Origin of the sequence: Lutibacter oricola (genome assembly GCF_900106565.1) — a bacterium.
Taxonomy (GTDB): Bacteria; Bacteroidota; Bacteroidia; order Flavobacteriales; family Flavobacteriaceae; genus Lutibacter; species Lutibacter oricola.
This window is the reverse complement of the sequence record NZ_FNNJ01000003.1, coordinates 300493-316678: the sequence shown is the minus strand read 5'-3', so window position 1 is coordinate 316678 and position 16186 is coordinate 300493. Positions and strand designations below refer to the sequence as shown.

Annotated in this window: 9 protein-coding genes; 1 reads left to right on the top strand and 8 read right to left on the bottom strand. The window is 31.2% G+C overall.

Features of this window, described 5'->3' with window-relative positions:
* Positions 1 to 44: 44 nt before the first annotated feature.
* From BLU40_RS09175 to BLU40_RS09160, 4 genes are read right to left on the bottom strand one after another with little or no spacing between them, the layout of a single operon-like run.
* Positions 45 to 1865, bottom strand: coding sequence for an arylsulfatase (locus tag BLU40_RS09175; protein WP_090122641.1), 1821 nt, complete (start codon positions 1863 to 1865; stop codon positions 45 to 47).
* Between the two features lie 32 nt (positions 1866 to 1897).
* Positions 1898 to 2686 (bottom strand): hypothetical protein, encoded by a 789-nt coding sequence (locus BLU40_RS09170; RefSeq protein WP_090122640.1) that lies wholly within the window; start codon positions 2684 to 2686, stop codon positions 1898 to 1900.
* Positions 2687 to 2707: 21 nt separating this feature from the next.
* A complete protein-coding gene (locus BLU40_RS09165) occupies positions 2708 to 3793 on the bottom strand; it encodes an SGNH/GDSL hydrolase family protein (RefSeq protein ID WP_090122638.1) in 1086 nt (361 codons plus the stop codon).
* A gap of 7 nt (positions 3794 to 3800) precedes the next feature.
* Positions 3801 to 4673 (bottom strand): family 16 glycosylhydrolase, encoded by an 873-nt coding sequence (locus BLU40_RS09160; protein WP_090122636.1) that lies wholly within the window; start codon positions 4671 to 4673, stop codon positions 3801 to 3803.
* Between the two features lie 486 nt (positions 4674 to 5159).
* Between BLU40_RS09160 and BLU40_RS09155 the strand changes: the two genes are divergently transcribed.
* On the top strand, positions 5160 to 5642 hold the full coding sequence (locus BLU40_RS09155) for a YciI family protein (RefSeq protein WP_090122634.1): 483 nt from the start codon (positions 5160 to 5162) through the stop codon (positions 5640 to 5642).
* 55 nt (positions 5643 to 5697) lie between these two features.
* Here the strand turns inward: BLU40_RS09155 and BLU40_RS09150 are convergent, their stop codons facing one another.
* The 4 genes from BLU40_RS09150 to rpoB form a co-directional block, all read right to left on the bottom strand.
* The gene (locus tag BLU40_RS09150; protein ID WP_090122632.1) at positions 5698 to 7500 is read right to left on the bottom strand and encodes a TonB-dependent receptor plug domain-containing protein; all 1803 of its coding nucleotides are present in this window, start codon (positions 7498 to 7500) and stop codon (positions 5698 to 5700) included.
* A 104-nt stretch (positions 7501 to 7604) separates the two neighbouring features.
* Positions 7605 to 7919, bottom strand: a complete 315-nt coding sequence (locus tag BLU40_RS09145) for a DUF3467 domain-containing protein (RefSeq protein WP_090122630.1) — start codon at positions 7917 to 7919, stop codon at positions 7605 to 7607.
* Positions 7920 to 7921: 2 nt separating this feature from the next.
* On the bottom strand, positions 7922 to 12196 hold the full coding sequence (rpoC, locus tag BLU40_RS09140) for a DNA-directed RNA polymerase subunit beta' (RefSeq protein WP_090122628.1): 4275 nt from the start codon (positions 12194 to 12196) through the stop codon (positions 7922 to 7924).
* Positions 12197 to 12274: 78 nt separating this feature from the next.
* Positions 12275 to 16090, bottom strand: coding sequence for a DNA-directed RNA polymerase subunit beta (gene rpoB, locus BLU40_RS09135; protein WP_090122626.1), 3816 nt, complete (start codon positions 16088 to 16090; stop codon positions 12275 to 12277).
* Between the last annotated feature and the right edge of the window lie 96 nt (positions 16091 to 16186).

Sequence of the window (16186 nt, the reverse complement as noted above, 5' to 3'; positions counted from 1 at the left end):
GTGTAATTAAAGTACACTCGCTTTTTTTTATATTAATTTAATTATTACTTCTTAGTTACATACACATAATAAGCTGTATTTTTTTCTCCTTTTTTATTGAAAAAACTTGCTTCAAGCTTCGTATTTCCTTTTTGTAAATTTAAAGTAAACTCAACAGATTTAGCATTTTCTTCAAACTTTACATCTTTATCAATTCCTTGAATACTTATTGCTGCTTTAGCAAAATCTAGATTCTTTCCTTCAGGAATTGTTTTTTCTAAACCAGGAACATCTTCTGGAGTTATTTTTGGTGTAGTTGCATTAATTTTTAATCCAGATTCAATTGGGTATCTTCTCAAAGAAAATTCGTATTCACCTGGCTCAGTAACATTAATACTCCAATAACCTTCGGCAACTGCTCCATTTCTAATATATATCTGATTCCAAGCATAAAATTCTTTCTCTTTCATTGAGTGTAAATCGTGAGAAGTTAATGTTGTAGGGTTTTCAAATTTGGTTCCAATAGGAATATAAACTTCCTCGTCTCCTTGTACTGAAACTTCTTCAAACCATTTTTCGTAAAAATCGCGCATTTCCTTAACCTTTTCAGGATTAGATTCTGCTAAATTTTTCTTTTGCCCTTTATCATTTTCAATATTGTACAATTCTTTACCGTTTATTAATCGCCATTTGTTTTGCATAACAGAAGAATTTCTCCACTTCACTAATTTTTGTAAACGTTGAGAATCTGTAACCAACATACGATCATCTTTAAGTTCAGGATTTTTAAACATTGGCACTAAACTTTTTCCTGCAATTGGCATACCATCTTTTGGTAACTCAATACCACATAATTCAGCCAAAGTTGGCATAATATCTAAATTAGCAGTTAACTGAGTAATATCTTTTGAAACAGTAATATCTCCATCTTTCCAATGGATAAAAAATGGTACTCTATGTCCTCCTTCATAAGCACTTCCTTTTGCACCTCTCATTCCAGCATTAAACCCTGTAGTAATTTTCTTTTGCTTATTATATCTATAACCAGCAGCGGTACCATTATCAGTCATAAAAATTAAAATTGTATTATCAGCAATATTTAATTCTTTTAATGTTTTACGTAATTCTCCAAAGTTATCATCAACATTGGTAATCATACCATAAAAACGTTTTTGTGTGTCAGATAATAAGTTTTCATCAATATCTTTGTACATATTGTAATACTCTAACGGAACATTGTATGGTCCGTGAGGAGCATTTGTTGAAATATAGCAGAAGAATGGTTCGTCTTTATTCTTTTTAATAAAGCTTTTTGCTTCATCAAAGAAAACATCAGTACAAAAACCTTCGTATTTAGTAGGTTCTCCATTTTTGAAATATGTATCATTAAAATAAGTATTTCCCCAATAATCTGGTGTTTGATAAGCACCACCTCCGTAATGCATAACAGCTTCTTGAAACCCTCTATCGTGAGCTCTAAACGGATAATTGTCTCCTAAATGCCATTTACCAAAAGCTCCGGTTTTATAACCTGCTTGTGTAAACATATCTGCCATTGTTTTCTCCTGCTCACGAAGTAAGCTCCATCCTCCAACAGTATGCCAAACTCCTACGCTATTTGCATATCTACCTGTCATTAATCCTGAACGAGTTGGTGCGCAAGTTGGACCAACGTGAAAATCTGTTAAATGATAACTCTCCCCGTGAAAAGCATCAATGTTAGGTGTTTTAATAATTTTGTTTCCGTGAATACCTAGGTCTCCATAACCTTGGTCATCAGTAATTACTAGAACAACATTTGGTTTTTTATTGTTTTTTTCTTCTACTTTTTTATTACAACTAACAGAAATAACCGCTAGTAAAACAAACAATTTAATTAATCTCATTTTAATTTATTTATTAGTTTAATTTTAGTTCTTTATTTACAAATTAACTCACTTAATACTGCGTTTTCATCTGTAGCATTATCTATACCATAACCGTTTTTATATAAAACAAATCTATCTATGGCGTGATGTGATGATCTTACTGAAATTTCCATATTATAAACACCAGCTTCATCAAATTTCACATAAATTCCATGTCCATCATTATCACTTGTGTTCGATGCCCATTTCCAAGAATTTGCTCCATTCATATATACTTTAAACCAGCCATCTTTACTAGATCCATTAGGGTTTGGTGTTTTACCAGTTCCTTTTGGGTATACAATATGATCTCCTTTTTTTCCATAAAAATCACTTGCGTCAGCAAATCGCAACCAAGTATCGTTATGTTCCGTACCGTTATTTCCTTTCGTAATTCTTGACCTCCACATAAACCTATAAGTTCCTGGAGTTGTAATTTTTATTGGATATACTAATATTGCCGTACCTGGATCTCCAAAATGTTGCGCTCCTGTCCATACAATATATCCGCTTCCTAAATACCCTTCAATATCAGAATTTATATTCCAACCAGAGATACCTTCTAAACTCTCAAACTCAACATTTACCAAACCTTCTTTTTCTGCATACGCTTTTCCTGAAGTACATGGTGCTTCTTCTGGTTCTTGTTCCTCTTCTTCAACCACAACAACTTCTTCATCTTCTTCTATAATTACAACAATTTCATCATCTATAGAGTCTGAATTGCCTCCACAAGAAACTATTAATAACATTAGTAATGATAGATTTAAAACAATAAATACCTTTCTAGTTAACTTCATATTTAAAATATAATTAGCTGATTAATTTATTATGTTATTTTTTATTGTAGCGATTAATTTATTGGCTATCAATTGATGTTCTTCAACCTTTGGGTGCCCTTTTGAATTTTTATAGGCCGAAAAACAAGTATAAATTTCATTATCATTTAAACTTTTTACTGCACTTTCCACATAACTAGGCCATTTTGAACCTGCTTTAGTGATATCCATATTACCCAATACACAAACAATTGGAGTTTTAGGATATTTAGATCTAATGCTTTTTAAAAAGTTAGCATATGCATTAATTATTTTTTCTTCTGAAGGCTTTTCTGTTCCAAATCTTCTTTTAAATTCTTCATGTTTAGGTCTGTTAACTATCCAAGAATCATTTTGAAATAGGTTTACAACTACAACATCAGGTGTTTTCTGTGTAAAATCCCATTTACTATTTTCATTATTAGGATTTAACCTGTAATACATCTCTGGCATAATCATATTAAACCAACTTACCATAATTCCAATTCCACCGCGAGCAATACAACTATATTCAGCATTAAATGCACGTGCAGTTTTAGCAGCGTATGTATTGTAATTATTAGTTACATTACCATCTGGCTTATCATTACCACTATAATCTTCATTTCCGTGCCCTGCAGTTATAGAATCTCCATAAAACTCAAAAAACAACTCTTTTTCAGGATCTTTATCTAGAAGTTTCCCTTCAATTTCAAAACCATAAAACAAGGTTTTTCCATATGTCCATTCATTTCGTTTTGTAAGTTCTATTGAGTGCTTACCTATTGGTAAATTTGAAACTAAAATATATGTATGCTTACCTTTATTTAGCTTTAAAGTTTCAAATTTTGTTCCGTCAATTATAATATTAAAATAGTTATTTCCGTTTTCATCATCTAAAATTGCTTTAACTGAAGTTCCTTCAAAATTAATTTTTATTGAAGTTCCAGACCAATATATTTCTGAAGCTTTTTTGTTATGTGCTAAACGGCCTTCATAATTTATATTTTTATTAGTTGAACCAACAAAAGTTGTAGTTGAATTAACTGTTATTGATTTACACCCAACAACTAAGAAAAGTAATACTATATATTTTATAAAATTTTGCATTTGATTTTTATTTCTTCAATTTCCAAGCTCTAAAATATTTTACGTGGTATTCTCCATCTAATCGATTATCATCTGGAAGAGCGCCAAACCATTTATTAGACTCGCAATTAAAATTAACTTCCAATGGTTGATGCCAATGTGTATTTTTTGCTTCTCTAAATAATATACCATCTATATAAAAACGAATAAACTCTGGAGTCCATTCTAATCCCCATACATGGTAATCGGCTTGTAATTCTTTTGGGAAATAATATTTTTTAGTTCTTGAAAAATGCTTTTTTATGTTGCCTTTATCCTTTGGTGCTCTAAAAACGTGAATGTTCGAATTTAAATCGTGACGGTTATAATACAAACCTGGAGCGTTTTCACAAATATCAATCTCGGTCCACCAATCTTTACTTACATTTGTCATCCAAAAACCTGAAACCCAAGGTGCGTCCATAAGTTTTACTTCAGCTTCAAAATATCCATATAAAAATTTGTTCTTACTTTTTATAAAACCAGTAGAATGTGTAAAATCTTTTGGTAAAGCTTCATTATCATGTTTATTAACTCTTATAACTAATTCATCATTTTCTATACTAACATTAGAGCCATGAAAATATGTTGGTGGTCTTCCTTTCCATTTCGGATTGTTAGGGTACCAACGAGTTTCATTTAATTTGTTACCTGAAAACTCATCTGAAAGTTTTTTTAATAATTTCCATTTTTTTGAATTTGACTGATCAGAGAGTGGAAACTTATTGTTAGTTCTTTTTATCGATTTTTCTACATTTACAGAATCGACATAATTTTTGGGTGGTATTGTTAAATTTTGGGCAATTATTACCGTATTTATTAATACAACAAATACAAATAGCGTTTTAAATTTTAAAGTCATTTATTGAAGAGTTCTAGTAAAGATTAAAATTAGTAGTTATACATAATCTAACTAACAACATTTGATTAGAATACTACTACAAATGATTAAAAGGAGAAATATAATTTTCATATACTAAAAAAGCGATAGTCTAACTATCGCCTTTTTTGATTATTCAAACAATTTATAATTTATTTCTTTTACTCTTATAGATAATATGTCTTTAATTGATACTAAGTTTTTTTGGTTTACGTAAAAATAATAACTGTTATAGCTTCTTAATTTTACATAGTAAAGATACAAATAAAAAAAATATAAAACACAAATATTTTACACTTTTATCATAAATAACACCTAAATAATCATTTATTAACAATTCTTAAACGTTTTAGTCTTTTGTTTTTTGCCATATCAATAAAATAATTACTTTTCAAACGTTTATATAATGTAATTTTTACAAAATCTTGATTTTAATATTTTATATATTCGTAAAAACTCTTTTTTATTATGAAAACTACAATAACTTTTATTGCTATTGCCATTTTATTATCTTGTTGTAAGCAACCAGTTAATCAACTTCCTAAAGAGGTAAAAACTTCAGAAATAAAATTTAATGCTGAATTAGCTAAAAAAATTGGTGCTGATGATTATGGTATGAAAAAGTATGTTATTGCCTTTTTAAAAAGAGGACCAAATAGAAATCAGGATTCAATTACCAAAATTGAACTACAAAAAGGACATATGGAAAACATAAATAAACTAGCTAATGAAGGAAAGCTAGTTTTGGCTGGTCCGTTTTTTGGAAATGATGACTTACGCGGAATTTATATTTTTAACGTTAAAACTTTAAATGAAGCCAAGAAACTAACTGAAACAGACCCTGCAATTAAAGCTGGCTCTTTACAAATGGAATTAAAAGAATGGTACGGATCAGCTTCATTAATGCTAATTAATGACTTACATAAAAGTATTTCTAAAACCGAAATATAAAAAAAGCCTCAAAACTAAAGTTTTGAGACTTTTTTATCTAATTTATAGAATTAGATTAATACACTTTATAACTTAAACCAAACATTACATTTCCTTTAGGCATTGGCACTAAACCAACTTCAACATAGTCTGTATTAAAAATATTATTTGCACTAAATGAAAGTTCAAACTTGTTAATTTGAGCAGCAATTTTAGCATCTACTAAGTTGTAAGTATTACCACTTGTACGCTCTACAAATCTATACGAAATAGTTTGTTTTAAGTTTTTAAAAAACTGTGTTGTAATGCTCGAGTTTAATTGATGTTTCATACTATTTAATGAATATCGTGTAAAAGACGCTTCTGTGTCATTAATAACATCATCAATAAAGTTATAATTTAATTCAATATTTTGTTTGAAATCTTTCAACTTAAAATTGTAAGCAAAAGAGGTTTCAAAACCTTTGGTAGAAACTGAACTAAAATTTTGTGTTTTCCACTTATCTGAAGCATTTTGTTTAGTCCAATCTATTAAGTTTTCGGAATCTCTATTAAATAAAGCTACTGTAAAGTTAAATCTATCTGAGTAATACTTAACACCAATCTCTTCAGAAACAGCTGATTCAGGCTCTAATTCAGGGTTTCCTTCATTTCCTGGGTCTGAGTAGTACAAATCTGTATAAGTTGGTACACGATACGTATAACCAATATTACCAAAAATCTTTAAATTGTCTGAAATATCATAACCAATATCTAACCCTGGTAAAAATTGTGTGTCAAAATCTGAATAAGAACTAATTGCAACTCCTAAAGTAACATCGAACTTTTCAAGATTATCAAATCTATGTTCTAAAAATGAATTAAACGTAAATCTATCTCTATCACCTAAATTATTGCTAGATAAATATGTTTTAGAAACATCTACACCAATTCCTGTTTTACCTAAACTAGAGTTTAAAACTGCGTTTGTTTCGAAACCTGCTTTATTAGAAATATGAAAATTTCTATAAAAACTAGGATCATCTCTTTTTAATAAAAACATATCCTGATTTCTTCTCCAATAAACACGAGGTTTAATTTTAAAAGAACCTACATTGTATGTAGTAGCCAATGCCAACAAACTTGTTTGTGTTTCTTCATATTCTGTAAATGCAGGGTTTGAAGTATAAAAATTTTCTGCACCAAACTCTCTATTACTAAAAGATGCTATTAAATTATAATTAGAAATGTTTGCTTTAATAAAAGCTGATAAATTATCAAAATCGGAATTTGATCTATAACCATCCGACTTTTGTTTAGTTATTTGAGCTAAAACGCCATTGTTATCATTAAATTTTTCTTGAAAACCAATTGATATTTTTTGATTTTCGTAAGACCCATAACCTACTTTAACTTTTAACGCATCTTTATTTATCTTTTTAGTAACAATATTTATTGCTCCTACCATTGCATTTTGTCCATAAACACGTGCTGCAGGTCCTTTAACTATTTCTATTGTTTCAATATTATCTAAATCAATAATTGCATTCATTGTATGGTGTCCTGTTTGTGGATCATCCATTTTAACACCATCAATTAATAACAAAGTTTGCTCAAAATTTCCACCTCTAATATAAAGGTCTGATTGCATACCTTCTACACCACGTCTTCTAATATCAACACCTGCAACATTCTGAAGCAAATCTGTTACATTGTTTGCTGGGTTTGCTGCAATATCTTTTGCGGTTATAATTGTTACTGTTCTTGAGTTTTCAGAAATTGGTAAAGAAATTCGGTTGGATTTAACAACAACTTCTTTTAACTTAACTGTATCTTTTTGACTAAAAACGGAAGTACTAAAAGTAATAAGTACCGCCAATAATTTAAATTTATTATTCATTATTTATGTTTGTTTAATACTGGTTCAAAACTATAAATAACTAAATAATTGACTTAACTAAAAAGCAAAAAAAAACGTCGAACTTTATTCGACGTTTTTTTATTTTATGCTTCACCAGTTGGTCCAAAATTCATTGGAATTGGTGGTTGATCATAATCTTTTATCTCACCATGATGTTGTTCAAATTTTTTAACATTCTCTGCTAAAGCCTTTGCCAACCTTTTGGCGTGTTGAGGAGTTAATATTATTCTAGACTTTACTTTTGCCTTAGGTTGCCCTGGCATAATATTTATAAAATCTACAATAAACTCAGACACTGAATGATTAATAATTGCTAAGTTCGAGTAAGTTCCCTCGGCAACCTTTTCATCTAATTCAATATTAATTTGCCCCTCTTTATTTGTCTTTTGATCACTCATAATTACAAGCTAGCATCCATTTCATCCTGACTTCCAACAATAATATTGTCGTACTGTCTCATACCTGTACCTGCAGGAATACGTTTACCTACAATTACATTCTCTTTCAATCCTTCTAAATGATCTACTTTACCGCTTACAGCAGCTTCATTTAATACTTTCGTTGTTTCCTGGAACGAAGCCGCAGAAATAAACGATTTAGTTTGTAATGATGCTCTTGTAATACCTTGTAATATTTGCTCTGCAGTTGCTGGTTCAGCTTCTCTAGCTACAACAAGCTCCTTATCTTCTCTACGTAATACCGAGTTTTCATCTCTTAACTCACGAGGAGAAACCATTTGACCTTCTTTCAATACTTCAGAATCACCAGCATTTTCTACAACTTTCATTCCGTAAATGTCATCATTGTGTTGAATAAAGTCGTTTTTATGAACTAATTGGTTTTCTAAGAATAATGTATCTCCAGAATCAATAATTCTAACTTTACGCATCATTTGACGTACAACTACTTCAAAATGCTTATCGTTAATTTTTACACCTTGTAATCTATATACCTCTTGAATTTCATTAACTAAATACTCTTGAACCGCAGCCGGACCTTGAATATTTAATATATCGTTAGGAGTAACTGCTCCTTCAGATAATGGCATACCTGCTTTTATAAAGTCGTTCTCTTGTACTAAGATTTGATTAGAAAGTTTAATTAAATACTTTTTAATATCTCCTAATTTAGACTCAACTATAATTTCACGATTACCACGTTTAATTTTCCCAAAAGAAACAACACCATCAATAGCAGAAACAACTGCTGGATTCGATGGGTTACGAGCTTCAAACAACTCAGTTACCCTTGGTAAACCTCCCGTAATATCACCTGCTTTACCAGATTTACGTGGAATTTTCACTATAATTTTACCTGAAGAAATTTTCTCTCCATTATCTACAATTAAGTGTGCTCCTAATGGTAAGTTATAAGATCTAATTACTTCTCCATTATTATCTTTCAATAATAAAGTTGGAATTAACTTCTTGTTTTTAGATTCTATAATTACTTTTTCTTGGAAACCAGTTTGCTCATCAATTTCAACTAAGTAGTTAATACCTAATTCAATATTTTCGAACTCAATAGTACCTCCAAATTCAGAAACAATTACACCGTTAAATGGATCCCACTTACAAACTACATCTCCTGCTTTAAGTTTTTGACCATCTTTAACATATATTGTAGCTCCATAAGGAATATTACTAGTACTTAACGTTAATCCAGATTTTTCATCAATAACTTTAAGTTCAGATGTTCTTGATAATACGATATCTATTTCATTACCATCATTATCTTCACCTTTAACAGTACGTAACTCTTCAATTACTGCCTTACCAGCAAATTTAGTAGTTAAACTATTATCTTCTGAAATATTTCCTGCAACCCCACCAACGTGGAATGTTCTTAATGTTAACTGTGTACCAGGTTCTCCAATTGATTGCGCCGCAATTACACCAACAGCTTCACCTATTTGAACAGGGTTACGAGTTGATAAACTTTGACCGTAACATTTAGCACAAATACCTTTCTTAGCTTCGCAAGTTAATGCTGAACGTACTTCTACGCTTTCTACTGCAGAACTTTCAATTTTTGATGCTATTACATCTGAAATTTCTTCTCCAGCATGAACTAATAACTCTTCTGTAATTGGATCAATTACATCGTGTAAAGAAGTTCTACCTTCAATTCTTTCACTTAAAGATTCTACAACTTCGTCGTTCTTCTTTAAAGCTTGTACATTTAATCCTCTTAAAGTACCACAATCAAACTCATTTACAATAACATCTTGAGATACATCTACTAAACGACGAGTTAAATAACCTGCATCGGCTGTTTTTAATGCCGTATCTGCTAAACCTTTACGAGCACCGTGAGTAGAAATAAAGTATTCTAAAATTGATAAACCTTCTTTAAAGTTAGAAAGAATTGGATTCTCAATAATTTCTCCACCACCTGAAGTTGATTTTTTAGGTTTCGCCATTAATCCACGCATACCAGTTAACTGACGAATTTGTTCTTTAGAACCCCTTGCACCAGAATCTAGCATCATAAATACAGAGTTAAACCCTTGTTGATCTTCTCTTAAACGTTTCATTGATAACTCAGTCAAACGGTTATTTGTAGATCCCCAAATATCAATTACTTGATTGTAACGCTCTTTGTTTGTTAACATACCCATATTATAATTGGCCATAATAACATCTACTTGAGAGTTTGCCTCAGCAATCATTGTATCTTTTTCTGGTGGTATAATAATATCTCCTAAACTAAATGATAATCCACCTTTGAATGCGAAGTTATATCCCATTCCTTTCATATCATCTAAGAATTTACCCGTAGTAGGTACATCAGTCACTTTTAAAATGTGACCAATAATATCTCTTAATGATTTCTTATTCAATACCTCATTTACATAACCTGCTGCTTCTGGAACAACCTCGTTAAATAAAACTCTACCAACTGTTGTTGGAATAATTTGGTAAACTAACTCCCCTTCTTCATTAAAGTCTTTTGTTCTAACTTTAATACTTGCATTTAAGTCAACTGCTTGTTCATTAAAAGCAATATTTACTTCTTCTGGAGAATAAAAAGTTAAACCTTCACCTTTAATTTTATAATCTGGTGTAGATTTTCTTTCTTTAGTCATATAGTATAAACCAAGTACCATATCCTGTGAAGGTACAGTAATTGGAGCTCCATTTGCTGGATTTAAAATACTATGTGATGCTAACATTAATAACTGACACTCTAAAATAGCCTCAGGTCCTAATGGTAAGTGAACCGCCATTTGATCCCCATCAAAATCGGCGTTGAATGCCGTACATACTAATGGATGTAATTGAATTGCTTTACCTTCAATTAATTTTGGTTGGAATGCTTGAATACCTAAACGGTGTAATGTAGGTGCACGGTTTAACATTACAGGATGTCCTTTTAAAACATTCTCTAAAATATCCCATACAACTGGTTCTCTCTTATCTATAATTTTCTTTGCAGATTTTACAGTTTTAACAATACCTCTTTCAATTAGTTTTCTAATTACAAAAGGTTTGTATAATTCTGCTGCCATATCTTTTGGCAATCCACATTCGTATAATTTTAATTCTGGTCCAACAACAATAACCGAACGAGCTGAATAATCAACACGCTTACCTAATAAGTTTTGACGGAAACGACCTTGTTTACCTTTTAACGAATCAGATAATGATTTTAATGGTCTGTTAGATTCAGTTTTTACTGCTGAAGATTTACGAGTGTTATCAAATAATGAATCTACTGATTCTTGTAACATACGTTTTTCATTACGTAAAATAACTTCAGGAGCTTTAATCTCCATTAATCTTTTTAAACGATTGTTACGAATAATTACTCTTCGGTATAAATCATTTAAATCTGAAGTTGCGAAACGACCTCCATCTAATGGTACTAATGGACGTAATTCTGGTGGTGTCACCGGAATTACTTTCATTATCATCCATTCTGGTTTGTTTTCTCTATTTTTTGCAGCATCTCTAAAAGATTCAACAACATTTAAACGTTTTAACGCCTCTGTTTTACGTTGTTTTGAAGTTTCAGTATTTGCTTTGTGACGTAATGAGTAAGATAAATCATCTAAATCTAATCGTTTAAATAATTCAATTAAACAATCAGCACCCATTTTAGCTATAAACTTTTCAGGGTCACTATCGTCTAAATATTGATTCTCAATTGGGAACGTTTCAAGAATATCTAAATATTCTTCTTCAGTTAAGAAATCCATTTTTTGCAATGGTTCTCCTTCTGCATTTTTTGCTCCAGCAGGTTGAATTACTACATAACGCTCATAGTAAATAATCATATCTAACTTTTTTGAAGGTAAACCTAAAAGGTAACCCATTTTGTTAGGTAATGATTTAAAATACCAGATATGAGCAACAGGAACCACTAAATTAATGTGTCCTACTCTATCTCTACGAACTTTTTTCTCAGTAACTTCAACACCACATCTGTCACAAACAATTCCTTTGTAACGTATTCTTTTGTATTTTCCGCAGGCACATTCATAATCCTTAATAGGACCAAAAATTCGCTCACAAAACAACCCATCTCTTTCTGGTTTGTGCGTACGGTAATTTATTGTTTCTGGTTTTAAAACTTCACCTTTCGATTTTTCTAAAATCGCTTCTGGAGAAGATAAACCTATAGAAATTTTGTTAAACTTTTTTACAGTGTATTTATCGTTTTTTCTTGCCATAATACTGATGGTATCGAATTTTATATGTAAAAATATTAAGTAGTTAGAAGCATTAACTTCTAACTACTATAAAAATTATTATTCCTCTAATCTAACGTCTAACCCAAGACCTCTAAGCTCGTGCATTAATACGTTAAATGATTCTGGTAAACCTGGCTCTGGCATTGGATCACCTTTAACAATAGCCTCGTAAGTTTTAGCTCTTCCTAAAACATCATCCGATTTTACAGTTAAAATTTCACGTAGAGTACTTGATGCACCATATGCTTCAAGTGCCCATACCTCCATCTCTCCAAAACGTTGACCTCCAAATTGTGCTTTACCACCTAATGGCTGTTGTGTAATTAACGAGTATGGTCCAATAGAACGTGCGTGCATTTTATCATCAATCATATGACCTAACTTAATCATATAAATAACCCCAACAGTTGCTGGTTGATCAAAACGCTGACCTGTTCCACCATCATAAAGATAAGTATGTCCATATCTTGGAATACCTGCTCCGTCAGTCAACTCATTAATTTGATCTATTGTTGCACCATCAAAAATTGGTGTTGCAAATTTTCTATCAATTTTTTGACCAGCCCAACCTAATACTGTTTCATAAATCTGACCAATGTTCATACGAGATGGTACACCTAACGGATTTAATACAATATCAACTGGAGTTCCATCTTCTAAGAATGGCATATCTTCTTGACGAACAATACGCGCAACAATACCTTTGTTACCGTGACGACCCGCCATTTTATCTCCAACTTTTAATTTACGCTTTTTAGCAATGTAAATTTTAGCTAATTTTAATATTCCAGCTGGTAATTCATCCCCAACAGAAATAGTAAACTTCTCTCTTCTTAAAGCACCTTGTAAATCATTCACTTTAATTTTATAGTTGTGAACTAATTCAGCAACTAACTCATTAATATGTGAATCTGTAGTCCAAACTCCTTTTGTTAAATGCGTATAATCAGTTACAGCGTTTAACATTTTTAATGTGAACTTTTTACCTTTTTGAAGTACTTCTTCTTCTAAATCATTTTGAACTCCTTGAGATGTTTTTCCGCTAATTAAGTGGAATAACTTTTCAATTAATAAAGATCTTAACTCTTCTAATTTAGCAGTGTATTTACTTTCTAAATTAGCTATATCAACTTTATCCTTAGCTCTTTTAGATTTATCTTTTACTGCACGTTCAAATAATTTTTTATTAATCACCACACCTCTTAATGATGGAGAAGCTTTTAATGATGCATCTTTTACGTCACCTGCTTTATCACCAAAAATAGCACGTAATAATTTTTCTTCAGGTGTTGGGTCAGATTCACCTTTTGGAGTAATTTTTCCAATAAGAATATCTCCAGGTTTTACTTCTGCACCAATTCTAATCATACCATTTTCATCAAGGTCTTTTGTAGCCTCTTCAGAAACGTTAGGAATATCATTAGTTAACTCTTCAGCACCTAATTTAGTATCTCTTACATCCATAGAATATTCATCAATATGAATAGATGTAAATATATCTTCTCGTACTACTTTTTCAGAAATTACAATCGCATCCTCAAAGTTATACCCTTTCCAAGGCATAAAGGCTACTTTCATATTTCTACCTAAACCAAGTTCTCCTTGTTGAGTTGCATATCCTTCACAAAGTACTTGTCCTTCTTCAACTCTATCACCTTTTTCTACAATTGGTTTTAAGTTAATTGAAGTACCCTGATTGGTTTTTCTAAATTTAATTAAGTTATATGATTTTGAATCACCATCGAAACTTACCATACGATCTTCATCTGTTCTATCGTATTTAATTTCAATATGGTTAGCATCAACATATTCAACAACTCCAGATCCTTCTGCATTAATTAAAATACGTGAATCTTTTGCAACTCTACGCTCTAAACCTGTCCCTACAATAGGAGATTCTGGGCGTAATAAAGGTACTGCCTGACGCATCATATTTGATCCCATTAATGCACGGTTGGCATCATCATGTTCTAAAAATGGAATTAACGATGCAGAAATTGATGCAATTTGATTAGGTGCAACATCCATAAAGTTAACCGCTGTTGGTTCAACTACTGGATAATCTGCCTCTTCACGAGCAATTACTTTATCATTTACAAATTTACCATCCTCTTCTAAAGGTAGGTTAGATTGTGCAAACTTCATTCCTTCTTCCTCTTCAGCACTTAAGTACCTAGGTTCATCAGTAATATTAACTTTACCTTCAGTAATTTCTCTATAAGGAGTTTCAATAAATCCTAAGTTGTTCACTTTAGCAAAAACTGCTAAAGATGAAATCAAACCAATATTTGGTCCCTCAGGAGTTTCAATAGGACATAAACGACCATAGTGAGTATAGTGTACATCTCGAACTTCAAAACCTGCTCTTTCTCTTGATAAACCACCAGGTCCTAATGCAGATAATCTACGTTTGTGTGTAATCTCAGCTAACGGATTGGTTTGATCCATAAATTGAGATAACTGGTTAGTTCCAAAGAATGAGTTAATTACAGAAGATAATGTTTTAGCATTAATTAAATCAATTGGAGTAAACACCTCATTATCACGTACATTCATTCTTTCACGAATTGTACGAGCCATACGAGATAAACCTACACCAAACTGACTAGCTAATTGTTCACCAACAGTTCTTACACGACGGTTAGATAAGTGGTCAATATCATCTACTTCAGCTTTTGAATTAACAAGTTTTATTAAGTTTTTGATAATTGTAATAATATCTAACTTAGTTAAAACTTTTTGGTCCATATCTTCATTTAGACCTAATTTTTTATTCATTCTGTAACGTCCAACTTCACCTAAATTGTAACGTTGTTCAGAGAAAAACAATTTATCAATAATACCTTTCGCAGTTTCAAAATCTGGCGGTTCTGCATTACGTAATTGTCTATAAATATGTTCAACAGCCTCTTTTTCAGAGTTTGTTGGATCTTTTTGTAATGTATTATGAATTATTGCATAATCTGCAGATTCATTATCTTCTTTATGTAAAAGAATAGTTTTTGAACCAGATTCAACAATTTCTTCAATATGTTCTTTCTCTAAAATTGTATCTCTATCTAATACAATTTCATTTCTTTCAATAGATACAACCTCTCCAGTGTCTTCATCTACAAAATCTTCAAACCAAGTTTTTAACACACGAGCTGCAAGCTTTCTTCCTAAAACTTTTTTAACTCCACTTTTAGAAACTTTAATTTCTTCAGCTAAGTTAAATATTTCAAGAATATCCTTATCTCTTTCATAACCAATTGCTCTAAACAATGTAGTTACAGGTAATTTTTTCTTTCTATCAATATATGCATACATAACACTATTGATATCGGTAGCAAACTCTATCCAAGAACCTTTGAAAGGAATTACTCTTGCAGAATATAATTTAGTACCATTTGCGTGGAATGATTGCCCAAAGAATACACCAGGAGAACGGTGTAATTGAGAAACTACAACTCTTTCCGCTCCGTTAATTACGAAGGTTCCACTATGAGTCATATATGGAATTGTACCTAAATACACATCTTGCACGATTGTTTCGAAATCTTCGTGTTCTGGATCTGTACAGTACAATTTTAAGCGTGCTTTTAGAGGGACGCTATAAGTTAAACCTCTTTCGATACACTCTTGAATGCTGTAACGAGGTGGATCAACAAAATAATCCAAGAACTCTAATACAAAGTTATTACGAGTATCGGTAATAGGGAAGTTATCCAAGAAAGTTTTATACAAACCTTCAGTACTTCGCTCGTCAGCTTTAGTTTTAAGTTGGAAAAAATCCTGGAAGGATTTAACCTGAATATCTAAAAAATCTGGATATTCTAAAACTAATTTTGCTGATGCAAAGTTTATTCTTTCGGTGAATTTTTTGGTTGCCAATGGACAAAAACTTTAAGTTAAAAAAACTATTAAATATAAGAACAAATATATACGCAAAATGGTTTAGGTCCAAGGGCAACCCCAGACCTAAACCTT

Excerpts from the sequence above, each read along its gene's own strand:
- BLU40_RS09150 (WP_090122632.1), bottom strand. The coding sequence starts at position 7,500 with ATGAATAATAAATTTAAATTATTGGCGGTACTTATTACTTTTAGTACT.
- BLU40_RS09160 (WP_090122636.1), bottom strand. The coding sequence starts at position 4,673 with ATGACTTTAAAATTTAAAACGCTATTTGTATTTGTTGTATTAATAAAT.
- BLU40_RS09175 (WP_090122641.1), bottom strand. The coding sequence starts at position 1,865 with ATGAGATTAATTAAATTGTTTGTTTTACTAGCGGTTATTTCTGTTAGT.
- BLU40_RS09170 (WP_090122640.1), bottom strand. The coding sequence starts at position 2,686 with ATGAAGTTAACTAGAAAGGTATTTATTGTTTTAAATCTATCATTACTA.
- rpoC (WP_090122628.1), bottom strand. The coding sequence starts at position 12,196 with ATGGCAAGAAAAAACGATAAATACACTGTAAAAAAGTTTAACAAAATT.
- BLU40_RS09145 (WP_090122630.1), bottom strand. The coding sequence starts at position 7,919 with ATGAGTGATCAAAAGACAAATAAAGAGGGGCAAATTAATATTGAATTA.
- BLU40_RS09165 (WP_090122638.1), bottom strand. The coding sequence starts at position 3,793 with ATGCAAAATTTTATAAAATATATAGTATTACTTTTCTTAGTTGTTGGG.
- BLU40_RS09155 (WP_090122634.1), top strand. The coding sequence starts at position 5,160 with ATGAAAACTACAATAACTTTTATTGCTATTGCCATTTTATTATCTTGT.